The sequence below is a fragment of the uncultured Oceanisphaera sp. genome, assembly GCF_947495715.1.
GTDB classification, from domain to species: domain Bacteria; phylum Pseudomonadota; class Gammaproteobacteria; order Enterobacterales; family Aeromonadaceae; genus Oceanimonas; species Oceanimonas sediminis.
The window spans coordinates 38,451-64,138 of record NZ_CANLZU010000002.1 but is presented as its reverse complement, the minus strand read 5'-3'; the positions used below and the strand labels follow the sequence as shown (position 1 = coordinate 64,138).

The window sequence follows — 25,688 nt, the reverse complement described above, 5'->3', positions numbered from 1 at the left end:
CCAGCCAGCTTGCTGGCGGTTGTGATTGGCCTTGTTAGACTATTTACCTTCGAATTTTACTTCTTGTGTTTGACCGGATTTAGGGCTTATGACTACTGTCCCAGCTAATTTGTCATGCCACCCTTGCTTTTTCTTGTCCCAAGCAACCCAAAAAATGCCTAACCCTAAAGGAATAGATGCTAAGAAATAGCCAATATACCTCACAATATATTGCTGCAATGTTGGTTTTTGACCTGTTTTGGCATCCACAATACGCGCCTGTATTGCCATTTTTCCTGGAGTTGCCTGACGATAAATCCAAAATGCGATTATGGCAACAAGTGGAAATATCCAACTAAGTAATAAATCAGCAAAACCTTCGACTAAGTTATCGCCATCAAGATAACTCCAGCCGTATATTGAAATTAAAATAGGGTACGTTAATACCAATATAATTACAGTATCGATTAGGCTTGCACCAACTCTTGGCCAGAACCCAGTGTATTTCATTACGTCACCCATTGTTGCGGGAAAGTCACTATTCATTATTACTCCTTAATTTTTAATAATGATAAAAACTATATTATTAGCCTAACGCCTTGCTAAGCGGAAAATAATGGTTGGCTATAATCGCGAAGCGATGGCCAACTGTTATTTTTCCGTTTGAGCAACTTGTTAGTACATTTTGCTAAGAGAGATATCATTAATGCCAACTCTTTGATAATAAATAGGTAAATTGAACTCATCACGAAGCTTACGAAGATACTTTATAGCCACTTCATTTACAGAATGATCTCCTACAACAACTAACTTTTGAGGGACCACATCAGAATCCCAATACCCATACTCCAAAAGCTGCCCAAGAGCTTCACGAATGCAAAGCTTTAATGTGGAGTTTGTTTTTATTTCATAAAATATAAAACCTTCAGTATTTTTAACTACCGCATCAACCCTTGTTCCAAACTTTGTTAAGCACTCGTCGCCAACATTTACTACGCCATACTTATTGGAAAGTAACTGACAAAGTTTAAGCTGAAGTTCATTATGTTTATATTTTACTTCAAACTTCTTTGCTGGGGAGCTATAAGTTCCATACAGTTTTTTATCTTCACTAAATCCACTAAAAGTAAAGCTAGCACTCTTGCTTAGTATTGATTCGTTCAAAGATGCATTGCTTTCAACATACTCATATATTGGAAGTAGTTGATCGAACGTTTGAAGAACATGTTCGTAATCAATGCTGTCAGCATCACACAAGAGGCCAAAGAATATAAAATTTCCTTCCTGAAAGTGAGTCAGTTTAATTTCAGATATTTTCTTTATCTCACTTCTTCCACTCGGTGAGTGCACCCACATTTTTATGTTATCTAAATCATGGGTATTTGCTAGTAGATACTCATTAAACCGTAGTATTTTAACTTCAAAATCTGAAATGTCAGGAAGTGTTCGACTTAATTGCAGTGAAAGGGCTAGTCCATACCTAAATCCCTCTTTTTCTGTGCCTATATTAAACTGAAGTTCTGTTCGTCCACCGGAATGAAATGCCCAATCCTCATCAATGGTTTGATCACTAAATATATTTAACGTTTTAGGCCTAGATATATCTTTTATTTTTGATCTTAGCCTCTGTAACTTACCAACTTGATAGCTTTTAGATCTACTATTTAACTCGTTACATATTTCTCTAATATCCATATATGTGGGTAAACTCCTAATGTACTAACGCTCGCATTTGCGGCTGGTTTGAAGCGCAGCGTAAAACCGGTCCGCCAACATGCGCTTGTTAACTGTATGTTTTGAAAAGACTTGAATGCTTAAGACTCTTCTGCCTCTTTACCACTTGCAGCTTCATGCTCTTTTCTTTGTTTGAAAATATCAATTATAAAATGCATTGGAACGGGTAGCCTGTAATGCCTACAGCCAGTTAAGATAATTGGCCAAAAAGAATACTTAAAAGCAGTCATATCATAAACTTTATTTGACTGGTCACACTCACTAACCAACTGCTGAATCAATTCATCAGGGGCTTCGGTCACGCAAACATCAGATAACGTTGCACCATGCATTTTATCGGAACGATAAAAGTGATCTTCAGAAGACTCTTCAAGAAAATACACTTGAAAATTACAGTGTGATAAAAACTCTTCTTTAATTTTTTTAACTATCTCATATGGCTCTTGAAATCCCATAATCGCTGAAAAAGCAGATATGTAGGGGTATAATATAGAGCCTTTAGTTACGCTCTTCTTATAATCTTCAGTTTTATCAACGGGGTGTTCTATTAATTCAGCGTAGCTTCGTATGGTTGTCGGGTATTTATCGCTGATCTTAAACATTTGATATATCTCCCGTGACATATTACTCAACCAAGAGTTGATATCACGCCAATGCCTATGATCAAGAGAGAGGAACCAAAGAGCTAGTACTAAATCGATTGCTTGTTCATCTTTGTATGGTGTAAACAAAATTGGGTTGTTTACGATTAACTGCTTAATGCTATCTTGATATTTAGTTACTGCTTCTGAAAAAAGCCTGCCGGCTTCTACATTTTCATCGCTGACTTGACCTAAATACCAATAAGTCCAGCAACCTGTAAGGGCTAACCGACCTAGAACATCAAACAATTTTAAGTTTACATCTGTGGCGCAAGACGGTTTTACTGCATGTGATATAGCATACAAATTATTGCAATGAGGTATGATTTTTTCATCAATGTATTGATTTGATACTTGTAGATTTAGCCTAAGAATTGAATCCAAAGTTGTCAGTGTAGAAACTGCTACCTTATTCTTTTTGCCAAACGCAAATTTCGCGGCTTCCCAAGCATTTAGCATTGTAAATTCTGCTGATAGGAATGCGCTCTCTAGATTATCCTCATCTCTGCACCATGAGTATAATATCCAAAGACATAGATATAATTGGCGAACACCTGTTAAAATATCTTTTGGCTTTTTGTCATCAGTGCAAGTGAGGCTAATGGCAAGCTGGCTAAAGTGTTTGAATGATACTTCTGGCTCGTCAATCATCGCCAGTGACTTGCGAAGTAAACCGCGACAATTAATGGGTAACAGTTCCTCTCGAAGCATGTGCTGCTCCACTAAATCTGCAAGCCTATCGCCATTCCATTCAGAGAAACTTAAGTCACATGTTTTTAATTTACCTAAAAACATACTTACGTTAGATCTTACTTCTTCTTTAACTTCACCACCAAAACATAAACAAATCTCAACAGGTTTATCTTTGTATTCTGCTGGAATTCGAGTAGGAATAAACACATCGATTATTTCATTGATAGAAGGACGCAAGTCCTGTGGATTACCGCTATCCCAATCCTTTCTGTCCAAATCCCCAGACTTCACTGAGAATAAGTAAACAGTGCTTTCAGATTCACTAGACAGCTTACCAAAAGCTGCAACATCTACTCCGAACTGTCTGCTGCCGACGCCAGGTTTTAAAAATACTTCCAACCCTATTTGCGACAGTAAGTCTGGCAATAACGCATCCAATTCGCCTCGCTCTTTCAAAGATGCCAAGTATTGTCTAATCACTAACTTCATGACGTACAACCCTCAGCTTTAAACTGCCAGATCATATTTTCTAAACCGTGTGGGTCGAGGTTATGCATTGATGCAAATTCAAATGATGTACTAATTTCACTAAGAGGGACTTCCTGACGTGTCTTTTGCTCACCATGATGTATATAGTGAATCGATTTATTTCCATAGAGTAATACTGATTCATTCCCAGCAAACAAAGAGGTAAAAAACGATTTGCTTCTGGCCTTCTTCATAGACTCACTCATCAATTTATTGTGATGCCTCCAGTACGTATGCCTATCCTGCTCACTAGGGCTTAATTCATTTATTTTTAAAGCCGCTTTCACTGATGCTTGATATTCTTCGTATTCAGACAAAACATCAGATGCTATCTGTTTGACCCTTTCTTCTTTTGACTCGTTCATTGTTTCCAAGTGGTCACGAATACTTCCAGGGTAACTCACACAAAGCGGGTGAAAAATGAGCTGCTGAATATCTTTTAATTCATCATCAGGAGCATCAAGAATCAACGATTCAATTAAGCTAATTGCTGTTTCAGGCTGATTAAAAAACCACCCACAAGATTTTCTCGCTAAAAATAGGTGTACGCCTTTGCTTTCTTTAGTTACGTAGGAACCGTCAAAACCAATAGAAATACCTTTATCTGAATCCCGAAGAAGATCAGAAGCATATTTGCCTAGCTTTACTTTTTTTGACAGCAACCATCGTGTAAGCAATGAGGATAGATGAGTATCTCGGTGATTATGCAGCTCTCGAACAAAACTATCGAAATGCTTAATAGACAGTTTGTACCTGCTTAATTCAAAGAATCGTTCTAAAAAAACAATACAATCATTGAAACTGTTTCTTTTTAATATTCGTTCCAAAGCGTAATCAATATTATTAATAGTACCTTGATTTTCTGGCTTGGTATGACTGCAAATATTCAACAATTTAAGTTCAACATTACCGCTTACCTTTTTCCCGTCATAAAATAATATTTCTGAAGCAGCATGAATATATCGATCATCCAAGTGATCTGAATGCGTGTTTAAAAAATCTAAGAACAAATCCTCTAAATCATCAGAGTGAGAAACAATTTCAAACAGCGCTCTCATTGATGCCGCCAAAATTACATCCGTTGGTGAAGACACGGATGATTTTATGATAGCTGTTGCAACTGGCTTTAATAGCATTTTGTCTTGGTAATTAATTCTACCCAATGCAAAAATGGATCTTTGTATAATTAACTCGTTTTCATGAGTAAGTAGTTCAATCGCTTGATTAACGCATTGAACTTCATCATTACTTGCCCCTGCTTCAATAGCAGTAGATAGATGGTCAAAGTCTTGATCAATATTAGTTAAAGAGATATCAAATAGACCTTTGGATCTATCTGTATCTTTTTTACAGAACTCTTTAAATGGGGGCAAAAGCATATATGCGGCCATATCTTGACCTGCTTCTAGCGTAAGATGTTTCACACAATCAGCAACGTCTTTTACCGGAGCATTAATATCCGGTAAAACCTCTTCGAAAACATGTCGTACTGAAAAGAAGCCATGATTTTCAGTTTTATTTTTAAAACTGGTGAATAACTCTACGAGATTTAATAGCCCTTCATTATGCAATTCAACCAAAAGGCTAGGCAGAAGCTTTTCACCTCTTCGGTCGTCATAATAAACTTCTTGGATGAAATCAAAAAAGTTGCCATCCACATTAGCTTTTAACAGTTTTTCTTTAAGTTCATCCACGACGCTAATTCCTATAACGATACTCGGGGCACTCTTGACAGTTAACGCCGCCAACACAGGCGAGCGTTAGCGAGTCCAGCCAGCTTGCTGGCGTTTGTGATTGGCCTTGTTATGGTTTTTACAGATCGCTGTTGAGTTCAGCATGTTCTGTTAGCTCAGCGGAAATGAATGCTGAAATCATAGCCCGATAAACGACCTCAGTTACATCGGAATTGCCGCCAAACTCAGCCGAGAGGCCTCTGACCTTATCAATAACTTGCTCAACTCTCGCTGGTGCTTTCACATCGTCGGTAGTCTTTTTAAAGCGAGCTGCTTGATTTACGAATCCACCACGCTCGGCAATTAGAGCAACTATTTTTCGGTCGATTGAATCAATATTTGTACGTACTTCTTCGATAGAATTACAAACCACTTCCATATTCACAGCCTTCTCCTAAATAAATAGCCATAACATTTTAATAGTGCGCATGCTCATATTTCTGCCATCGCACCAGTTCAAAATTCACTTATAAGCCATTGATAATAGATAAATTACCATTAATCAGCCGTATTTAGTGATGAGCAAAAACGCGTATGCGCGATATCCACGGCAACTTGCGCACTATCCACAAGATCCTGTCTCAATCTGCTCATATTATGAGCATTTTTAAGCCGGATTTGTTGTACACGCGCATGGGTTGTTGATAGTGAGCACGATGGCGGCAAGCTCGACAATACACTGTATAAAACATCCGTTTTTTCTTCATGCAGGCTACCGCAGGATCTTGTAGGCGACCGGGCCACTTTCACTTTGTGCTGGCTATGGTTAAAGCAGCTATTGTGCCTCTTCGCGTGAAAAATTCAAATGGAACCTTTGCAGAGTGGAAATTTTGCATCGCTTTTTGAACCAATACCCATTTAAATAAACATCTGAGTTCCTATAGTTGCGCCCAGCCATTAGCGTTATACGTTCGACTTACCAACAACCCGTAGAGGCCAGTTGACCACATCATGATTTTTGAGCTGTTCGAAGACGTTATCAAGCTGACACTTATCGTCGTCAGTCTTCATTTTGCGCTGGGTATCTATGTGCGTCGCAGGCAGCCGGCATGGTCCGGAGCGCTGGAGCGGCGGCGGTTGCTTATTCTGTGCGCTCTGGTGCTGGCGGTCACGGCGATCAAGGTGACCGAAGATGTGCTGGACGGCGAATCGGGCCCGTTCGATCACACTGTGCTGCTGTTTATTCGCGGTCATCTTTCGCCCACGCTGACCGGTTTCTTCGAGGCGATCACGCTCACCGGCTCGGCCATGGTACTGGTGCCATTAACGATTATCACCACCGTCGGCTTGCTGCTGGCCGGGCGCCGGGTCGAGGCGGTGCTGGTGGCCGCCTCGGTCATCAGCGCTGCCGCCGTGGTGTATGTGATCAAAATGGTGGTGGGTCGTGCCCGGCCCGAACTGTGGCAAACCGAATGGTACTGGGGTTCCAGCTTTCCGAGCGGCCATACGCTGGTGGTCACCGCCTTTGCGACGGCGGTCGCCCTGAGCATTAGCCGCATGGTGCCGGCGGCACGTCGGTTTGCGCTGGCGGTGGCAATGCTGTGGGTCATGCTGGTCGGATTTTCGCGCATGGTGCTGGGCGTACACTGGCCCACCGATGTGCTGGTAGCAACCTGCATCGGTACCCTGCTGCCGCTGCTGATCAACATGTATCTTGCGCTACGCCATGGCCGACGCTGACGCCAGGCATACCGTGGCTGATACTCAGGCAAGAGGCAGCCGCCAGGCCGGATGAATGACAGAATTGAGGATCTATGGTTATGACGTACCTGAAACAGACGGTGTGGATCATGCTGGCAATGATGATGGGAGTGGGCAACGCGATGGCAACCGAAGAAGCCGAATACCGGGTGATACGTCAGGACAACAACTTTGAGCTGCGCGAATATGCGCCCCATATTATTGCCGAAACCCTGGTCGGCGGAGACTTCGATGACGCCGGCAGCAAGGCGTTTGGCCGGCTGTTCAAATACATTTCCGGCAATAACACCACCAGCCAGAACATCGAGATGACCGCCCCGGTCAGCCAGCAGGCGCAAGGCGAAAAAATCGACATGACCTCCCCGGTGGGTCAGCAGCGGGTAAACGGCAACTGGGCGGTCAGTTTCATGATGCCCGCCTCCTACTCGCTGGAAACACTGCCCACCCCCAAGGATCCGAACATCACATTGCGGCGAGTACCCGCGCGCCACATGGCGGCGGTCACCTATTCGGGGTTGTGGAACGAAAAGAATTACCGGCAAAACAAAGAGCGGCTGGACGCCTGGATCAACAAAAACGGCTTCAGCGTGATAGGTGAGCCCGTCTGGGCCCGTTATAACCCGCCCTTCATGCCCTGGTTTTTACGCCGTAACGAAATTCTGGTGCCCGTGGCGCCGCCACAAAGCCCATAGGCCCGGCGGCAGTGGGCGGCCAAGCGAACGTTCTGGTCTGCTGCCGGTGTTATCGGTAAGAGGAACCCTCTGTGATACTCAAAATCACCATCAAGGCGTTTGTGCTGTGGTTGGTTATTCTGGTGCTGGCCATCATCAATGGCGGGTTGCGAGAGGCATTACTCGTGCCGGTGATGGGCAACGCGCTGGCATTGACGCTTAGCGGCGTATTGCTGTCTGTACTGATTCTCGCCGTGGCCTGCCTCACTCTGCCCTGGCTTGGCCGCTTACCCGCTGCAGGTTATGCCGCCATCGGCATAGGGTGGCTGTGCCTGACGCTGCTGTTTGAATTCGGCTTTGGCTACCTCATTCAGGGCAAGTCGTGGGCCCAGCTGGTTGAAGCCTATACATTTAGGGACGGCAACCTGTGGCCCATCGTGCTGCTGGTGGTGGCCTCGGCCCCCTGTGTGGCAGCAAGAATCAGACAGCGGGTTTGATCCCCTGTCCCATTGAGCAAAACACTTGCTGCTGTATGCAGGAGACGCTGCATACCAGAAGAGGCAACAGAGATTGCCTCACTCGAGCGTGACATGCCAGGGATGGCATGTCCGAGCTTATAGGGATGTACTTGTAGCGTGTCGAGGGAGGTCGCTTTGTTGCCTCTGGTGCGTGGGCGTTAGGTGATTACATACCTACAGGAATGAGCATAAAAACACTCGTGCCACTCAACTTACCGGTGCAGTATCCAGCTGGCCTGCCGCCGCTCCAGCAGCGCGCCTTTTGGTCCCCGCCCCTGCTCGGTAATGGCCACCCTGCCCTGCTCCACACACAGCACCGTTTGCGCGCGGGTGCCGTAGTCCGGGCTTTGAATGAAAATGGACGACAGCAGACTTTCCCACTCCGGCCCCACCCCGGTGCTGGGCAATTGTTCCAATGCGGCCCGGGTGTCGTCATCCAGCAGGCCGAAGGCCGTGCCTTCGTGCACCAGGCCGAGTCTGGCCAGCCCCTGCTTGAGCCGTTCCACCTTGGGCCAGGGAGTGTCGAGCATGGCGTTGGATAATCCATACAGCCCCGCCGTCAGCCGGCGTGCCTCCTCGCCTGTCCGATTGCCACCGTAATGCAGCTCACCCCGGGCCAGATCGCCCACCAGCAGATTGAAACCGGCGTAATGGTCGCCATTTTCCAGCACACGCTCTAAATAACTGGCCGGAGTCTGCTCGCCGGCCAGAAAATCGGCCACCAGCTCGCCCCGGCTGCGCAGGCCCGTTCTGGGGCTGCCCTCACGCACATTGGTCAGGGCGGCAAAACGCCCGGTGCGGCTCATGCCCAGCCAGGTGCCTCCGGCCTGCAAATCGCGCCCGGCCCAGATCTCGGGCGCATCCGGCCACCAGTCGGCCGCGGCCGTGGGGCGGGCATAAAATTCATCCCGATTGGCCAGCAAATGCAGCCGGCGTTGTTCCGGCTGCCACGAAAAGGCGATAAGACACAAAGCGGAGTTCCTCAGAATAACGGCACACGGGGTTACTTTACTCCCGAGACCGGTGCCGGGCCAGAGTCGGCCTGCTCCGGCTCGTCGTTTCTTACCCGCACAAAACTGGCAAACCGGGGCAGGCGCTGACCGGTTTCACCCTGATAACGGTAGGTCACTCGCGCCCCCACCGGCGGCGGCTGTTGGCGTTGGGCATCGCTGAAACCGGTGCCCAACCGAAACTGCCGGCCGTCGTCGGTTTCTACCAGCAGAGCGCCCAGCATGCCCGCATATTTGCCCTGCCCCGGCAGATGCGCCAGCACGCGGGCCTCGGCATCCTGAAAACGCTTGAGCTTGAGCAGGTCCTGATTGCGGCTGGCCGAATAAAGGCTGTCCCGGTGGCGCAGCATCAGCCCCTCACCGTCCAGCGCTTCCACCTCGGCCAGATACGCCGCCAGAGCCGTATTGTCGGGCAATAGCCGCTGTTCAAGCAGTTCAAGATACGGGGAGTCCAGGTGTGAGAATAGCCGTTGCAGCGCGTTCAGCCGGGCTTCAAACGGTAGCTCGCTGGCAGGCAGGTCGAACACCATAAAGCGAATGCTTTTCCATTCGGCATCAATTGGCCGGTAACGGCGCACCGCCGCCGACAGCTCTTCAAAGCGCCCCCGGCCCAGCCACAGCTCGCCATCCAGCGGAGTATCCGGAAAGCCGGCCACAAACCAGTCGGGCGCCGAGAAACGATGCCCGCCGCGCGACAGCAGCTCGCGCCCGTTCCAGTAGGCACGCACGCCGTCCAGCTTTTCGCTGACCCGGTAATGGGTCACATCCTGCTGTTGATAGTCCGATGCCAGCTGCAGCGGAGGCGGCGCTATGCCCTCGGCGTATCCGGTACCCGGCAACAGCACCAACGGTAGCCATAGCGGTAACTTCTTCATGCTCAACCCTCCCTGGTAGAAACAACAGCGACCGTATAAATATCAATCGCCAACCACCAAGAATAGCCCTTCGGGCAAGGCACTGCTTCAGCTGTGCAATGTGGCGAAGCCACATCTCAACACCAATGTTTCATATATCGCCGTATTACCTGACCCCGAGCTCCTGGTCCGGCACCACGTTCACCGGCCGGGCGGCAGACCAGCCAACGGCAAATTGCACCAGTTGCAGCGCCAGCATCACCAGCAGCGCCACTTGCCAGTTACCGCCCATGTCGCGCAGCAAACCCAGCGATACCGGCCCCAGGGCCGCCAGCAGGTAGCCGATGCTCTGGGCCATGGCCGAGAGCGCCGTGGCCTCGGCGGTATTGCCGGCACGCAGCACAAAAAACGACAGCGCCAGGCTGAGCGCACTGCCGCAGCCCATGCCAATCAGCGATGCCCACAGCAGCGGCGCCGCCGCCGGTTGCCACCAGAGCCCGGCAATACCGCAGAAAGACACGACAAAGGTGCCCAGTACCAGCATACGCTGGCTACGCATCTTGGCCGCCAGTATCGGCACACATAAATTGAAGGGAATGCTCACCAGATTGATCAGCGCGGTGGCGGTGCCGGCCTGATGGGCATCCAGACCGCTTTCAAGCAGGATTTTGGGCAACCAGGTGGCCATGGAATAAAAGTAGAACGACTGCAGCCCCATGTAGAAGGTAATGGCCCAGGCAAGCCTGTCTCGCCACAGGCTGACACGCACCGGGTTTTGTGGTCGCCCCACGCCGCTGACCTTCAGCATCGGCAGCCAGAACAACAGGCTGAGCAGCGGTAATATCGCCCACAGCGCCACCGGATAACGCCAGCCGCCAAATTGCTCCAGCAGGGGCACCGCCAGATACACGCCCATGCCCGCCCCCAGGCTGAGGGTAACCGAGTAGAGGCCGGTCATCAGCCCCACCTGGCGGGGGAAAAAGGCTTTTACCAGTCCGGGTATCAATACGTTAAGCACGGCAATGGCCGAGCCCAGCAGCAGAGTACCGAGGATCACCAGCGGATAGTTGTCTACCAGCCGCAGCCCCACGCCCAGGCTTATCACCATCAAACCGGCAATCGACAGCCACTGAGGCGCCCAGCGGCGGGTCAGCCAGGGCACGCAGATGGACATGACGCCAAAACACAGCAGGGGCAGCGTGGTCAGCAGACTAAAGGCACTGGCGCTGATGTTGAGCGCGGCGCGAATTTCCATCACCAGCGGCCCTACTACCACCAGGCCCCCACGCAGGTTGGCGGCGGCCAGCATCAGCGCGACCATGGCCAGCAAAGCAATAACGGGACGGCCGCGAAAAGGGCCGTCGAGCGAAGTTGTTGTCATTATTATCCCTTGGAGTGCAATGGCGTCGTCGTGTGGCAATACCTGTTTTTAACGACAGGACGCACCGGCGATGATGGTTGGTTACAGAGTCGGGCGCGTCCATGTTAGGAGCTGGCGTCAAGGAGAGCAAGTACCACAAAAATATCAATTTCTTGATTTAGCTCCTGCCCCCACGCGGTGATATGGTTACTATCAACGATAAGCTGCAATTATTGGGAATATCATGCTGAATCCAAAAGATATCACTGCCGTTATTCTGGCCGGAGGCGAAGGGCGACGGATGAACGGGGCCGACAAGGGGCTGCTGGAGTTATGGGGCAAACCGCTGGTGGTGCATCTGCTGGAACGGCTGGCTCCTCAGGTGGGCAGAGTACTGATCAATGCCAACCGTAATCTGGATTGCTACCGGCAACTGGCGCCGGTGGTGCCGGATAACGACGTGCATTATGCCGGCCCCCTGGCCGGATTCGAGGCCGGACTGAGCCATGCACCCAGCGAATGGGTGCTGTTTGTGCCCTGCGACAGCCCGCTGGTGCCGATGGATCTGGCACACCGGCTGTGCGCCGCCATTCGCCATCACGATCAAATTGCGGTGGTGGATGACGGCATTCAGCTGCATGCGGCCACCGCCCTGGTACACCAGTCGTTGCTGCCGTCTTTGTGTAATTATCTGGATGGGGGCGATCGCAAGCTGCAGCTATGGTTTGAGCGCCACCAGCTGGTCACCGTAGACTTCAGCGATCAGGTCGAGGCCTTTTTCAACCTCAATACCCAAGCCGCGCTGCAGGAGCTGGAACAACAGGCCCAGAAATAAACAAAAAAAGGGGTCGGAGTCATTTTATTTAAATGACTCCGACCCCTTTTTATCTTTTTACGAACCGAAGTAGCGCACAAACTGGGCCGGATCCCGCTCGGGCAACTTGCGTACCGCTACCTGGGGGGTGCCCAGATACAGGAAGCCGACAATCTGATCCTGCTCGGTCAGGCCCAGCGCCTGATGCACGCCGCGATCAAAGGCAAACCAGCCGGTGCGCCAGATGCCGTTGAAACCCTGGGCCTGAGAGGCCATCTGCATTGCCATCAGGGCACAACCGGCGGAGATTTCCTGCTCCAGCTGCGGCACCTTGTCGTGGGGCTTTATCTTGGCCACCACGGTGATCACCAGGGGCGCACGCAGGGGGGCCTGGCGGGCTTTCTCTACGCTGTCTTCATCGTCACCCTTGGCGCGAGTGGCCTCGGCCAGAATGTCACCCAGCTTTTCCCGCTGTTCACCGCCGAACACGATGAATTCCCAGGGGGTCAGAGCCGCGTGATCCGGCGCCCGCAGACCGGCCTTGAAAATGGCCTCCAGCTGTTCGCCGGCCGGGGCCGGCTCGATCAGCCGAGGGTTGGAGTGGCGATTGAGTAACAGTTCCAGTGCTTCCATGATGTAAAACCTTATGTAACAAGCTCGAATTTCGATGCCCGCTACCTTAGCAGCACGGCGCCCGGGCATAAAGTTTTTGCAGCGGTGAGGTGTGAGGCGTGAGGCGTGAGGCGTGAGGTGTGAGGTGTGAGGTGTGAGGTGTGAGGTGTGAGGTGTGAGGTGTGAGGTGTGAGGTGTGAGGTGTGAGGCGAAATTGTAGACCCCACTTCAGTGGGAAAACCTTCATCAATCAACAAACCCTCCCGACTGAAGTAGGGTCTACAGGCAGTGTTTTATCGCCTCACCCCTTTCGTCTCACCCCTCACCTGTTTTATATCCGAGCCGCCAGTTCGGTGCCCTGGCGAATGGCTCGCTTGGCATCCAGCTCGGCCGCCACGTCGGCGCCGCCAATCAAATGCACCCTGCAACCCCGCTGTTCCAATGCCGCCTGCAGGCTACGTTCCGGCTGCTGACCGGCGCAGATAATGACATTGTCTACCGCCAGGCACAGCGACTCGCCGTCCCGCTCTATATGCAGGCCCTCATCATCGATGTGCCGGTAGCCGATCCCGCCCCACATCTGTACGCCGTGGTGGCGCAGGCTGGTCTTGTGAATCCAGCCGGTGGTCTTGCCGAGCCCCTTGCCGGGATTACCCGCCTTGCGCTGCAGCAGCCAGAGCTGCCGCTTGGGCTGCACCGGCTCGGGCAACATCAGCGCCCCCGGCGCCCGATATTGCCGGTCTATACCCCACTCCGCCAGCCATTGCTCGGTGTTCTGGTTTGGTCTGGCCACCAGAAACTCGGCCACGTCAAAGCCGATGCCCCCGGCGCCGATGATGGCGACCTTTTCCCCCACCGGAGCATGGCGGGCCAGTACGTCCAGATAACTCAGCACCTTCGGGTGGTCAATACCGTCTATCTCCGGGGTGCGCGGACGAATGCCGCTGGCCAGTATGACCTCGTCAAAGCCGGCCAGCCGCTCGGCGGTGGCCTCACGATTCAGCCGCAGCTCCACTCCGGTTTGCACCAGCCGGTGGCGAAAATAGCGCAGGGTTTCAAAAAATTCTTCCTTGCCCGGTATCTGCTTGGCGTAGTTGAACTGGCCGCCAATGTCTGCCGCCCGCTCGAACAGGGTAACCCTGTGACCGCGCTCGGCGGCCACGCAGGCAAAGCTCAGCCCGGCCGGCCCCGCCCCTACCACCGCCAGCCGTTTAGGGCTGGCGGTGGGCACGAAGTTCAGCTCGGTTTCATGACAGGCTCTGGGATTAACCAAACAGGAGGCGCGCTGCTGCTTGAACACATGATCCAGACAGGCCTGATTGCAGCCGATGCAGGTGTTGATAAGCGCACTCTGCCCCGCCGCCGCCTTGTTGACGAAGTCCGCATCCGCCAGAAAGGGCCGGGCCAGGCACACCAGATCCGCCTGATTCGAGGCCAGTATTTGTTCGGCCACCTCAGGGGTATTGATGCGGTTGGTGGCAATCACCGGCACCGACAACGACTGCCGTACCCTTTCGGTCACCCAGCTGAAGGCGGCTCTGGGTACGCTGGTGGCGATGGTCGGCACTCGAGCCTCGTGCCAGCCGATGCCGGTATTGATAAGCGTCACCCCCGCCTGTTCCAGCGCCCGACCCAGGGCAATCACCTCCTCCAGACTGGAACCCTGCTCCACCAGATCCAGCATCGACAGCCGAAAGATCAGGATGAAGTCATCGCCCACGGCGGCGCGTATCGCCCGCACTATCTCCAGCGCAAAGCGGTGGCGGCGCTCGCGCTCACCACCCCAGTCGTCCTCTCTGTGGTTGGTGCGGGCACAGATGAACTGATTGATGAGATAGCCTTCGGAGCCCATGATTTCGACCCCGTCGTACCCGGCCTGGCGCGCCAGCACGGCGGTATGAGCAAAGTCGGCAATACAGTTGCGAATCTGGCGCTCGCTCATGGCGCCGGGCTTGAACGGACTGATCGGCGCCGCCTCGGCCGACGGCGCCTGCAAAAAGGGATGATAAGCGTAACGGCCGGCATGCAGAATTTGCAGCGCGATTTTTCCGCCTTCTTGATGCACCGCTTCGGTCAGCAAACGATGGCGGGGCACCTGCCAGGAAAAACTGAGTTGGGCCGCATGAGGCAGCAGCCGGCCGCGAAAATTGGGGGCAATGCCGCCGGTGATGATCAGCCCCACACCGCCCCGGGCCCGTTCCCGATAGAAGGCGGCCAGCTTCTTGAAACCGCCTTTTTCTTCTTCCAGCCCGGTGTGCATGGATCCCATGATCACCCGGTTTTTCAATGTGGTGAAGCCCAGATCCAGGGGGGCCAGTAAATGCGGGTAACGGCTCATGCTCCCTCCGCCGAACAAGACAGGTTTGACCACTTGAGGCTAATGGATCCAGGGGGCGTTTTCAAACACTCGTTTTACGGTAAACCGCTTACCGCTCATGGCATTGTGAAGTCACTGCCGTCATAATGGATTGATTCGAAAACTATTCCGATTAAGGCGTTGCTATGTGGTCTGCCATCAAGTGGGTGTTTCGTACTCTGGGTCGGGTACTGAATGCCATTCGCATGTTGATTATCAACCTGCTGTTTCTCGCCATACTGGTTGCCGTGGTGCTGGTATTCAGCTCAAAGGATGAAGCGCCCACCCTGCCGGCCAGGGCCGCCCTCACCCTCACCCTGACCGGCCCGATACTGGAGCAGGACACCATTGCCAGCCCCCGGCGCCTGGCCGAAAAATGGCTGTCCGGCGACAATACGCCGCCCCCCATGACCCTGAGCCAGATAAAGGAAGCCCTGGATCGGGCTCGCAACGACGAGCGCATCGGCGCTCTGGTGCTGCGGCTGCAGAACATGAGCGAGTCCAGCCTCACCAAGCTTGATGAAGTGGGTGAAGCCATCGAGGGCTTCAAGACCTCCGGCAAGCCGGTGTATGCCCTTGGCGACTACTACACCCAGGGCCAGTATTATCTGGCAGCCCACGCCGACGAAGTGCTGCTGAATCCGGCCGGCGCCGTGACCATTCAGGGTCTCGGCGTCTATCGGCTGCATTACAAGTCGGCCTTCGAGCGCTTCAACATTACCCCCCATGTGTTTCGGGTCGGCACCTACAAGTCGTTCGTAGAGCCCTATCTGCGCGACGACATGTCCGAAGAGAGCCGTGAAGACACCCTGCGCTGGCTCGGCCAGCTGTGGCAGCATTATCAGAACAACATCGTCACACTCAGGGACATTCCCGCCGACCACATCAATCCGAGCAAAGAGCAGCTGCTGAGCCGCTTTGGTGCCGTGAATGGTGATCCGGCTCGCTACGCCCTGGAGCAGGGACTGGTCGACAGGCTGGCCAGCCGTAACGAAATGCTGCAGACCGTGGCCGAGCAGGTAGGCTGGGACAGTCAGACCAACCGCTACATGAGCGTGGAAATTCCCACCTACCTCAGCCACAGCGCGCCACGCAAAAACGCCGCGCCGGCGGTGGGTCTGATCACCGCCAGTGGCGCCATCATGGGCGGCGATGCGGGCCCCAACACCATCAATGATGAATACCTGAGCCAGTTGATTGATGAAGCCCGGCTCGATGCGGACATTCATGCCCTGGTGCTGCGCATCGACAGCCCCGGCGGCAGCGCCTTTGCCGCCGAGCAGATCCGCAGCAGCCTGTTGCGCTTCAAGGAAAGCGGCAAGCCGCTGGTGGTGTCCATGGGCAGCATCGCCGCCTCCGGTGGCTACTGGATAGCCGCCGATGCCGACAAAATCTATGCCGCCCCCACCACCCTCACCGGCTCCATCGGTGTGTTCGGCCTCTTCCTTACCTTCGAGGAAGCGTTCGAAAAACTGGGCCTGCACACCGACGGCGTAGGCACCACCGACTTTGTGGGGGCGGGCCTGACCACCGGCTTGCCGGAGCACACCAAGCAGCTGATCCAGATGGGGGTCGAGCACACCTACGATCAGTTCGTCGACCTGGTGGCCAAGGGCCGCAGCATGAATCCGGAGCAGGTGGAGCGTGCCGCTCAGGGCCATGTCTGGACCGGACAGGACGCCAAAGAGCTGGGCCTGGTGGATGAACTGGGCTACCTGAACGATGCCCTGGCCGGTGCCGCCGGTCTGGCCGAATTGCCGGAATTCAGCGTCAAGCCGGTCAAGCTGCCCACTTCCGCCAAGGACATGCTGCTGGAACAGCTGCTGCTGGACTCGGGTGTGCTGAGCGACTGGGCCACCGCCGCCCTGCCGGCGGTATTGCGCCCGGCGGGTGAGCAGCTCAAGAGCGAGCTGTCGGCCCTGAGCCATTTCGACGATGTGCGCGGCCAGTATGTGCTGTGTGTTGAATGCCAGGAGTTTTAATGCGCCAGAAAAAAATCTACATCGCCTACACCGGCGGCACCATCGGCATGCAAAAATCCGCCCGTGGCTATGTGCCCCACGCCGGCTTCATGACCGACTGCCTGGCCAAAACTCCGGAGTTTCATCGCTCGGAAATGCCGGCCTATGATATTCACGAATATGATCCGCTGATCGACTCGTCGGACATGACCCCCGCCGACTGGCAGCGCATTGCCGATGACATCAAGGCCAACTACGACGACTACGACGGCTTTGTGGTGCTGCACGGCACCGACACCATGGCGTTTACCGCCGCGGCGCTGTCGTTCATGCTGGAAGATCTGGACAAGCCGGTGATCGTCACCGGCTCGCAGATCCCTCTGGCCGAGCTGCGCTCCGACGGCCGCCCCAACCTGCTCAATGCCCTCTATGTGGCCGCCAACTATCCCATCCACGAGGTGGGGTTGTTCTTCAACAACCGGCTGTATCGGGGTAACCGCGCCAGCAAGGTGCACGCCGACGGTTTTCAGGCCTTCGACTCGCCCAACTTTCCGCCGTTGCTCAATGCCGGCATTCATATCAGCCTGGAGTCGGGCCAGCTTGGCACCGCCACCGGCAAGCCGCTGACCGTCAGCGCCATCACCCCCCAGCCCATCGGGGTGGTGACGCTTTATCCGGGCATCTCCGCCGAGGTTATCGGCAATATACTGCAGCAACCGGTCAAGGCGCTGCTGTTGTTGTCTTACGGGGTAGGCAATGCGCCCCAGAACGAGGCCATGCTGACCCTGCTGGCCGAGGCCTCGGCCCGGGGGGTAATCATCGTCAACCTGACCCAGTGCCTGCGCGGCACCGTCAACATGGACGGTTACGCCACCGGCCACGCCCTGGCCCAGGCCGGGGTGATCTCGGGTTACGACATGACCACCGAAGCGGCGCTGACCAAGCTGCATTACCTGCTCAGCAAAAACCTGCCGCCGGAAGAAATACGCGAGCTGATGAAGCGGAATTTACGCGGAGAATTGAGTCGCCCGGCGTGAGGCGTGAGGCGTGAGGCGTGAGGCGTGAGGCGTGAGGCGTGAGGCGTGACATGGTAAGCGCCCATTCGTGCGGCGCAAGCCTGTCCGTCTCGTAGGGTCCATTTCAATGGACCTGCCCAACCCGCAGCCAAGGGGGAGGAGCAGTTCGGCGCCAATCCGTAAACACGGCCTTTTCCCCTCACCCCTCACGTTTTACCCCCGATACAGCTGCCAGTGGTTGAGCAATTCGGCCATGTTGGCCACCTCCAGCTTGGTCATCGCCGAGGCGCGGTGCACTTCTACCGTACGCACGGCCACGCACAGCTGCTCGGCAATGGCCTTGTTGGTCAAACCGGTGGCCACCAGCGACACCACTTCCCGCTCGCGGGCCGATAACCGGGTAAAACACCCGCGCACCCGGGCCTGCTCCACCAGTTGATCCAGCTTCAATTGGGCCTGACTCAAGGCGGCGGCCAGGCGGCGGGCATCTATCGGTTTTTCGAGAAAATCCACGGCGCCCCGCTTCATCGCCGTTACCGCCTGGGGCACATCGCCGTGTCCGGTGAGCAAGATCACCGCCACCGTGCTGTTACGCTGCACCAGCATCTGCTGCACCGCCAGGCCGTCCAGTTCGGGCATGGCCAGATCCAGCAGTAAAATAGCCGGCTTATTATCATCCAGCTCGTCCAGAAACTGCTGCGGGTGTGACCAGCCCAGGCTGTCGTGGCCCATCGCTTTGAGCAGAAAGCGATTGGCCGCCACCACCTGTTCGTCGTCGTCCAGAAGGTAAATCTGCATCAGTTCTCCTCGGGTAAAAACAGTGTGGCTCTGGTACCTTCGCCGGTATTCACCAGCGTCAGGCTCCCGCCCAGGCGAAGCGCCAGCCGGTGGCTGACCAACAGCCCTATGCCCATGCCGTGATAGTGGCTGGCGGGCAGACTCTGCTGCATCGCCTCGATAATATGGTGGCTCACCCCGCCGGCATCGTCTTCCACCGTCAGGCGCCAGCCTTGTGGCTCGTGGTGAGCGCTCAGCAATATGATGCCATGGTTTTGCTGGTCAGGAGTCTCACGATCATCAGCCACACGGCCATGGGCATCAAGCGCATTGCCGAGCAGGTTATTGAGAATTTGCTCTATTGCCGGGCGCACCGACAACAGGGTGCCGGCGTCGGTGCGGGCCGACAGTCTCACCCCCTTCGCTTCAGCCCGCGGGCCTAGGCGTGCCACCAGTTCCCGGCACAACTCCGCCGGTTCAAACGCCTCGGCCACCGGCAGAGGCTGGGTGGCCCACTGGCGAAAACGACGAATAATGGCCGCGCCCCGCTCGGTTTCGGCCACTATGTGGCCGAAGGCCTCCTGCTGCGGCCCGGCCTCAGTCACCAGCTCGCCCGCCTGGGCATAAGCCTGAATGGCCGACAGCGGCTGATTCAGCTCGTGTGCCAGGCCGGTGGCCATTTCGCCCACCAGAATACGTTGTCGCGCCTGGGCCAGCTCCCGCTCCTTGTGCTGTATCAGATCGTGCAGTTTATCTCGCTCCTGAGTGCGCCTGAGCAACAACAGGGTCACCCGATAGTGGTGCAGCAACATGGCCAGCACGATAATCACGAGGGCGGCCAGAAAAGGCCAGTAACGAGTAATCAACTGGTGTAGCAGTCGCAGGGGCGATGCCGAATCCGATGCAGGGCCCAGTTGCCAGTCGGCCAGCAAACGTTCAACCTCATCCAGCCGAATGGCCGCGCCCCACAAGGGCCGGCCGTTATATTCCAGATTGAGCAGAGCCCGGCTGATGGCCCGCAGCACGTTTTCATCTGTCGCCCCGACGGCGGCAAAGCTCCAGCCCGGATAGAGCGGGGTCGAACGCACACAAATGGCATCATCCTGCACCATCAGCGCCCGAAAGTCGGTACGCGTCACCAACCCTTCCTGCACCATGCTTTCCAGCAGACACGTCGGCAACATGGCCGCACTCAGAGAGCCGTCACGCAACAGATACACCAACGCATCCACCGGATAACCGGTGAAGCGCAGATCCAGCTCGGTCGGCAATATTCCCCGACGACGCAACTGCTCCGCCACCAGCAGGTAGCCACCGAAGGCCTGCTGGTGCACCGCTCCCACCGGCTTTCCGCCTAATTGCCCAACGTCGGTGATGTCGCTGTCGGCCCGCACCCAGAGGGTGCCGGCCACGCTTTGTCTGGCCTGGCCGTAATGCGGATCCAGATAGGATGCCAGCCAGTTCAGCCCCTGGCCCCGGCTCAGCACAAAGTGTGCCGGGTTGGTGACCACAAAGTCGAGCCGGCCGGCGGCCAGTTCGTCGTCCAGTTGCTGCTGGGTGAGATATCGCCCCTCGAAACGGTGTGCGGGCAGCACCCGGTTCAACGCCTCGAGGGTGGGCGCCCACTCGGCGCGGGACAGCATCTCACCGCGAAACGCCAGCAAGCCGACTCGATAGGTCTCGGCCGAGGCGAGCGGAACACACAGCAACAGCAGCCCCAGGCATGCTAAAAACCTGTTCCAGATCAAGTCAAAGTCCCTTATGTGGAAAACCACAATAGAACGAAGTAGCAGCCCCCCGGGACAATGGACTCATCCTTTCCCGAGGTACTCATTATGGACGTCAGTAAACGACAATTTCTCAGAAATATGACCGGGCTCACCGCCGGCGCCAGCCTGATTCCGGTGACCGAGCTGCAGGCGGCACCGGCGTCTGCCGGCAAACGTTACGGCATGGTCATCGATTTGCGCAAATGCATCGGCTGCCAGGCCTGTACCGTCAGCTGCAGCATGGAAAACCTGCCGCCCATCGGCCAGTTTCGCACCACGGTACAGCAATACGAAGTCGAGATGGAAGCAACACAACAGGTCACTCAGGTGATGCTGCCTCGCCTGTGCAACCACTGCGAAAATCCGCCCTGCGTGCCGGTGTGCCCGACCCAGGCCACCTACCAGCGCGACGACGGCATAGTAGTGGTCGACAACAAGCAGTGCGTGGGCTGTGCCTACTGTGTACAGGCCTGTCCCTACGACGCCCGCTTTATCAACCACGATACCCAGACCGCCGACAAGTGCACCTTTTGCGTGCACCGGCTGGAAGTGGGCCTGCTGCCGGCCTGCGTCGAGTCCTGCGTGGGCGGCGCTCGGGTCATCGGCGACATGAAGGATCCCGACAGCCGGATCAGTCGCCTGCTCCATGAGCATGCCGCCGACCTCAAGGTACTCAAGCCCGAGCAGGGCACGGCGCCGCAAGTGTACTACATCGGCCTCGGCGAAGAATTCGTGAATCGCATCGACGGTCAACCCGGGCTCTGGTTCCCGGATCACGGTTAAGGAGGCTCCATGCCGGTTACCGAACTGCTTACCACTCACGCCGAAGCCCCCTGGCTGCCCTGGGCGGTGCAATATTTCTTTCTGATTGGGCTGGCCGCCAGCGCCGCCCTGCTGCTGCCATGGGCGTTGAACGAACGCGCTGCACTGCATCCCTGGTGCGGCCGCCTGGCCTTGATACTGGGCATCAGTGCCGTTACCGGCCCGGTGGCGCTGCTGGCCGATCTGCATCAGCCGTTTCGCTTCTGGCATTTCTACACCCAGCTCACCCCCGGCTCCTGGATGTGGCTGGGCGCACTGATCTTGCCGGTATTCGTGACGCTGGCGCTGCTGGTGTCATTCAGCCTGTTACGGCCCCATCTCGGCCCCAAACAACCCTGGCTCAAGTGGTGGCTGGCACTGCCGCTCTGGCCTCGGGGCCGGGTGCTTCAGGCCCTGGCCTGGCTTACCGCCCTGGCGGCCATCGGCATTCTGCTTTATACCGGCATGGAAATCAGGGTGGTGCGCTCGCGTGCGCTGTGGGATACCGCCTGGCTGCCGGTCAATCTGCTGCTGACGGCCTTTCTCGCCCTGTTCGGCCTCTTGCTGCTGCTGGAAGTCCTGCTGCCCCGCCCCGGCGCCGACCGGCGCCCTGCCCCCCTGATGTTGCGCCGCGCCATGACCGCCACCCTGGCGGCCCTCACCCTGGCGATGCTGCTGTGGGCGGTGTCCGGCATGGTGCTGGGCAGTCCCTCCTGGCTGGAAGCCCGACGGCTGTTCGTGAACTTTACCTTCTGGCGCCACCTGTTGTTGCTGTCGCTGGCCGGCGGAGCCTTGCTGTGGCTGCTGTGCCTGAGTCGCAACCGTCGCCCGGTGTCGGCCTTCGACGCCCTGCCCGCGTTGCTGGCATTGCTGTGTGCCTGGGGATTTCGCTGGGTGGTACTGATGAACGTGCAAACGGTACCCAAATACGGTGCCGGCCTCTATCACCTGAGCCCCGACCTGCTGGGCTCGGCCGGCATCATCGTTATCGGCACTCTCGGACTGTGGCTGGCACTGGCCGGCGCCGTCTGGGCCTTACTGGATCATATGGGAGTCCGTCATGGATAAGAAACGTCGCACCCTGCTACAAGCCGGCATGATCGCCGGTGGCACCGGTGCCTTTGCCCTCGGCTACGCCGACCCGGTCAACAAGGCGGTCAAGGGGCTGCTCAACGGCACCAGCGGCGTGCCCACCAACGACGCCATTGCCGGCAATGCCCTGCAACCGGAATTCATGATAGCGCCGAACGGCGAGTTGACCATGGCGGAGCATCAGGTGGTGAGCCCGGTACAATGCTTTGGCTGCTGGACCCAGTGCGGCCTGCGCGCCCGGGTAGACACCCAAGGCAACAAGGTGCTGCGCATCGCCGGCAACCCCTATCATCCCCTGTCCAACCCCAAGGCGCCGGCACAGGAAACCCCGGTGCGCCAGGTGTTTACCCAACTGGCCGGCGAAGCGGGGCTGGAGCACAGATCCACCGCCTGCGCGCGCGGCGCGGCGCTGGGCGAGCAACTGCAAAGCCCCTATCGCCTCACCCGTATTCTCAAGCGGGCCGGTAAACGCGGCGAAGGCAAGTGGCAAAGCATCGGCTTCGAGCAACTGCTGCAGGAAGTGGTGGAAGGCGGTGATCTATTTGGTGAAGGCCATGTGGACGGGCTGCGTGCCATTCGCGACCTAAACACCCCGGTGGATGCCGACAACCCCGAGTTTGGCCCCAGGGCCAACCAGTTGCTGGTGACCAATGCCGGTGACGAGGGCCGCGACAGCTTCCTCAAGCGTTTCGTGTTCAACAGCTTCGGTACCCGCAACTTCGGCCACCACGGCAGCTATTGCGGCTTCGGTTTTCGTGCCGGATCCGGTGCCGTGTTCAACGATCTGAAGAAGTTTGCCCACGGCAAGCCGGACTGGGATCACGCCCGTTTCGTGCTCTGCATCGGCACCTCGCCGGCCCAGGCCGGCAACCCGTTCAAGCGTCAGGGCCGCCAATTGGCTCATGCCCGCAGCGAAGGCGGTCTGGACTATGTGGTGGTTGCCCCCACCCTGCCCAACAGCATCAGCCGCCAGAATGAAGAGCGCGGCCGCTGGGTGCCCATCAAGCCCGCCACCGACGATGCCCTGGCACTGGCGCTGATCCGCTGGCTGATGGAAAACGACGGCATCAATCAGCCTTATCTGGCTCAGCCCGGCCCGGCGGCCCAGGCCGCCGCCGGTGAGCCGAGCCACAGCAACGCCACTCATCTGGTGATTCAGGCGCCGCATCCACAGGCCGGCCGCTTCCTGACCGCCGCCGACCTCGATATGGGTGATGCCGACACCCAACTGGTGGTAGATGCCGAAAGCGGCGAGCTGATGCCCCATACCTCGGCCCGTCCGGCGGCGCTGTGGGTAGAGCGCACCGTTACCATCAAGGGCGTGCCGGTACAGGTCACCTCATCGCTGCAGTGCCTGAAACGGTCGGCGCTGCAGAAGTCCCTGACCGACTACAGCCAGGACTGCGGGGTGCCGGTCAACATCATCGAAGGGCTGGGCCGGGAGCTGAAACGTCATGGCCGTCAGGCGGTGGTGGATGCTCACGGCGGCATGATGAGCGGTAACGCCTTCTACACCGCCTTTGCGGTACTGACGCTCAACACCTTGCTGGGCAATATCAACGCCAGGGGCGGGCTGGCCCCCGGGGCCGGCGGGGTGTCGTCGGTTGAGAAGGGCCCACGCTACGATCTGGTCAATTTCGACGGCAAAATCGCGCCCAAAGGACTTTTCCTGTCCCGTAATCGTTTCGCCTACGAAAACAGCAGCGAGTATAAACGCAAGCTGGCCGCCGGCGAGTCGCCCTATCCGGCGCGCGCGCCCTGGTTTTCGTTCTCGGCTCCCCTGCTGACCGAGCATCTGGCGGCGGCCTTTTCCGGCTATCCCTACCGGCTCAAGGCCTGGATCAGCCACATGACCAATCCGCTCTATGGTATTGGCGGTGCCCAGCACTTTCTCGGCGAGCAGCTGAAAGATCCGGCCAAGCTGCCGTTATTTATCGCCGTCGACGGCTTTATCAACGAAACCACGGCGCTGGCCGATTACATAGTGCCGGACACCCTCGCCTACGAGAGCTGGGGCTTCACCAAGCCCTGGGGCGGCGTGCCGCAGAAAACCACCACCGCCCGCTGGCCGGTGGTGACCCCGGCCACACCACAGCTGCCCAACGGCGATCATGTGGGGCTGGAGTCTTTTATCATCAACCTGGCCAAGAGAATGGCGCTGCCCGGCTTCGGCGACAACGCCATTAGCGACCACCAGGGCAAGCGGCACGGGCTGCACCGTTCGTCCGATTTCTATCTGCGCGCCGCCGCCAACCTGGCCTTTGCCGGTCAGCCGGTGCCCGATGCTAGCGCCGACGATCTGCTACTGACCAACGCCGCCCGGCTGATGCCGCTGATTGGCGAGACGCTGGCCCCGGAAGAACGGCGCAAGGCCGGCTTCATTCTGAGCCGGGGTGGACGTTTCGCTCCCTTCGAGCAGGGCTGGGAGGGTGAGCTGATGAAAAACCGGGTTGCCAATACCCTGTGCATCTGGAACCCGACCATCGGCAGCAGTATTCATTCGATGACCGGCGAGAAACTGCCGGGCTGCGCCACCCAGTTTGGCGCGCGTTTCGCCGACGGCAGCCCGATGCGGGATCACTACCCCGAAAGCCAGTGGCCGCTGCTGGTGACCTCGTACAAGTCGCACCTGATGAGCTCGTCGAGCATTGGTGCCGAACGGCTGCGGATGATCCACCCGGAAAACCCGATCAGCATCAACCGCCGGGATGCCGAACGAGCCGGCATTCAGCACGGCCAGCCGGTACGACTGTTAACCCCCGGCGGTCGAGTGGAAGGCATCGCCCTGGTGCGCGACGGCATAGTGGAAGGCGCCGTGGCCATCGAGCACGGCTACGGTCACACCGAGCTGGGTGCCCGCGCCCATCTGGTGGACGGCGAACCCATGGCCGCCAACCCCCGGCTGGGTGCCGGAGTAAACCTGAACGATCTGGGCCTGATGGATCCGACCCGCAAGGAGGTGGCCAACGTCTGGCTGGACTGGACCAGCGGCGCCGCCGTTCGCCAGGGTCTGCCGGCCCGGATAGAGGCGGTGTAACCCCCTTCGGGGAGCGGTAAGCCGTAAGCTA

At 56.2% G+C, this 25,688-nt stretch carries 21 protein-coding genes; 9 read left to right on the top strand and 12 right to left on the bottom strand.

Annotated features, from left to right (window positions below):
• Nucleotides 1-39 precede the first annotated feature (39 nt).
• The 5 genes from Q0753_RS01615 to Q0753_RS01595 all read right to left on the bottom strand — a co-directional run bounded on the left by Q0753_RS01615 (nucleotide 40) and on the right by Q0753_RS01595 (nucleotide 5,687).
• Nucleotides 40-525 carry an RDD family protein gene (locus tag Q0753_RS01615; RefSeq protein WP_204795490.1) on the bottom strand — a complete coding sequence of 162 codons (486 nt, stop codon included), beginning with the start codon at nucleotides 523-525 and terminating at the stop codon, nucleotides 40-42.
• Between the two features lie 129 nt (nucleotides 526-654).
• Nucleotides 655-1,674 (bottom strand): hypothetical protein, encoded by a 1,020-nt coding sequence (locus Q0753_RS01610; protein ID WP_175993937.1) that lies wholly within the window; start codon nucleotides 1,672-1,674, stop codon nucleotides 655-657.
• Nucleotides 1,675-1,793: 119 nt separating this feature from the next.
• A complete protein-coding gene (locus Q0753_RS01605) occupies nucleotides 1,794-3,536 on the bottom strand; it encodes a hypothetical protein (protein WP_298716169.1) in 1,743 nt (580 codons plus the stop codon).
• Nucleotides 3,533-5,269: a hypothetical protein gene (locus Q0753_RS01600; protein WP_298716167.1), complete on the bottom strand. Its 1,737-nt coding sequence runs from the start codon at nucleotides 5,267-5,269 to the stop codon at nucleotides 3,533-3,535. The genes Q0753_RS01605 and Q0753_RS01600 overlap by 4 nt, the downstream gene beginning before the upstream one ends.
• Before the next feature lie 118 nt (nucleotides 5,270-5,387).
• Nucleotides 5,388-5,687: a chorismate mutase gene (locus tag Q0753_RS01595; protein ID WP_298716602.1), complete on the bottom strand. Its 300-nt coding sequence runs from the start codon at nucleotides 5,685-5,687 to the stop codon at nucleotides 5,388-5,390.
• A 572-nt stretch (nucleotides 5,688-6,259) separates the two neighbouring features.
• Here Q0753_RS01595 and Q0753_RS01590 point away from each other — a divergent pair.
• From Q0753_RS01590 to Q0753_RS01580, 3 genes are all read left to right on the top strand, one after another.
• On the top strand, nucleotides 6,260-6,988 hold the full coding sequence (locus Q0753_RS01590) for a phosphatase PAP2 family protein (protein WP_298716163.1): 729 nt from the start codon (nucleotides 6,260-6,262) through the stop codon (nucleotides 6,986-6,988).
• Between the two features lie 80 nt (nucleotides 6,989-7,068).
• Entirely contained in the window at nucleotides 7,069-7,701 is a 633-nt protein-coding gene (locus Q0753_RS01585) for a heme-binding protein (protein ID WP_298716161.1), read from the top strand.
• Between the two features lie 71 nt (nucleotides 7,702-7,772).
• Nucleotides 7,773-8,177 carry a hypothetical protein gene (locus tag Q0753_RS01580; protein ID WP_298716159.1) on the top strand — a complete coding sequence of 135 codons (405 nt, stop codon included), beginning with the start codon at nucleotides 7,773-7,775 and terminating at the stop codon, nucleotides 8,175-8,177.
• Between the two features lie 233 nt (nucleotides 8,178-8,410).
• Here Q0753_RS01580 and Q0753_RS01575 read toward each other — a convergent pair whose 3' ends face one another.
• From Q0753_RS01575 to Q0753_RS01565, 3 genes are all read right to left on the bottom strand, one after another.
• The gene (locus tag Q0753_RS01575; RefSeq protein ID WP_298716157.1) at nucleotides 8,411-9,169 is read right to left on the bottom strand and encodes an NRDE family protein; all 759 of its coding nucleotides are present in this window, start codon (nucleotides 9,167-9,169) and stop codon (nucleotides 8,411-8,413) included.
• A 32-nt stretch (nucleotides 9,170-9,201) separates the two neighbouring features.
• A complete protein-coding gene (locus tag Q0753_RS01570) occupies nucleotides 9,202-10,083 on the bottom strand; it encodes a DNA ligase (protein ID WP_298716155.1) in 882 nt (293 codons plus the stop codon).
• A gap of 145 nt (nucleotides 10,084-10,228) precedes the next feature.
• On the bottom strand, nucleotides 10,229-11,443 hold the full coding sequence (locus tag Q0753_RS01565) for an MFS transporter (RefSeq protein ID WP_298716153.1): 1,215 nt from the start codon (nucleotides 11,441-11,443) through the stop codon (nucleotides 10,229-10,231).
• Nucleotides 11,444-11,666: 223 nt separating this feature from the next.
• Between Q0753_RS01565 and mobA the strand changes: the two genes are divergently transcribed.
• Nucleotides 11,667-12,257 carry a molybdenum cofactor guanylyltransferase MobA gene (gene mobA / locus Q0753_RS01560; protein WP_298716151.1) on the top strand — a complete coding sequence of 197 codons (591 nt, stop codon included), beginning with the start codon at nucleotides 11,667-11,669 and terminating at the stop codon, nucleotides 12,255-12,257.
• Between the two features lie 57 nt (nucleotides 12,258-12,314).
• Here mobA and Q0753_RS01555 read toward each other — a convergent pair whose 3' ends face one another.
• On the bottom strand, nucleotides 12,315-12,869 hold the full coding sequence (locus Q0753_RS01555) for an NAD(P)H nitroreductase (protein WP_298716149.1): 555 nt from the start codon (nucleotides 12,867-12,869) through the stop codon (nucleotides 12,315-12,317).
• 310 nt (nucleotides 12,870-13,179) lie between these two features.
• Complete coding sequence (locus Q0753_RS01550) at nucleotides 13,180-15,186, bottom strand: NADPH-dependent 2,4-dienoyl-CoA reductase (protein ID WP_298716147.1); 2,007 nt, start codon at nucleotides 15,184-15,186, stop codon at nucleotides 13,180-13,182.
• A gap of 164 nt (nucleotides 15,187-15,350) precedes the next feature.
• Between Q0753_RS01550 and sppA the strand changes: the two genes are divergently transcribed.
• Nucleotides 15,351-17,186 (top strand): signal peptide peptidase SppA, encoded by a 1,836-nt coding sequence (gene sppA / locus Q0753_RS01545; protein WP_298716145.1) that lies wholly within the window; start codon nucleotides 15,351-15,353, stop codon nucleotides 17,184-17,186.
• The gene (gene ansA, locus Q0753_RS01540) at nucleotides 17,186-18,202 is read left to right on the top strand and encodes an asparaginase (protein WP_298716143.1); all 1,017 of its coding nucleotides are present in this window, start codon (nucleotides 17,186-17,188) and stop codon (nucleotides 18,200-18,202) included. Before sppA ends, ansA begins: the two co-directional genes overlap by 1 nt.
• 192 nt (nucleotides 18,203-18,394) lie before the next feature.
• On the opposite strand, the gene Q0753_RS01535 is transcribed toward ansA, so the two are convergent.
• Entirely contained in the window at nucleotides 18,395-18,979 is a 585-nt protein-coding gene (locus tag Q0753_RS01535) for a response regulator (protein ID WP_298716141.1), read from the bottom strand.
• Nucleotides 18,979-20,706, bottom strand: coding sequence for a sensor histidine kinase (locus Q0753_RS01530; protein WP_298716139.1), 1,728 nt, complete (start codon nucleotides 20,704-20,706; stop codon nucleotides 18,979-18,981). Before Q0753_RS01530 ends, Q0753_RS01535 begins: the two co-directional genes overlap by 1 nt.
• An 87-nt stretch (nucleotides 20,707-20,793) precedes the next feature.
• Here Q0753_RS01530 and ttrB point away from each other — a divergent pair, with 87 nt between their 5' ends.
• Genes ttrB through Q0753_RS01515 form a run of 3 tightly spaced genes read left to right on the top strand, consistent with a single transcriptional unit; the run spans nucleotide 20,794 to nucleotide 25,657 of the window.
• Nucleotides 20,794-21,510, top strand: coding sequence for a tetrathionate reductase subunit TtrB (gene ttrB, locus Q0753_RS01525; RefSeq protein ID WP_298716137.1), 717 nt, complete (start codon nucleotides 20,794-20,796; stop codon nucleotides 21,508-21,510).
• A 9-nt stretch (nucleotides 21,511-21,519) separates the two neighbouring features.
• Nucleotides 21,520-22,596 (top strand): NrfD/PsrC family molybdoenzyme membrane anchor subunit, encoded by a 1,077-nt coding sequence (gene nrfD, locus Q0753_RS01520; protein WP_298716135.1) that lies wholly within the window; start codon nucleotides 21,520-21,522, stop codon nucleotides 22,594-22,596.
• Nucleotides 22,589-25,657 carry a molybdopterin dinucleotide binding domain-containing protein gene (locus Q0753_RS01515; protein ID WP_298716133.1) on the top strand — a complete coding sequence of 1,023 codons (3,069 nt, stop codon included), beginning with the start codon at nucleotides 22,589-22,591 and terminating at the stop codon, nucleotides 25,655-25,657. The genes nrfD and Q0753_RS01515 overlap by 8 nt, the downstream gene beginning before the upstream one ends.
• Nucleotides 25,658-25,688: the final 31 nt, after the last annotated feature.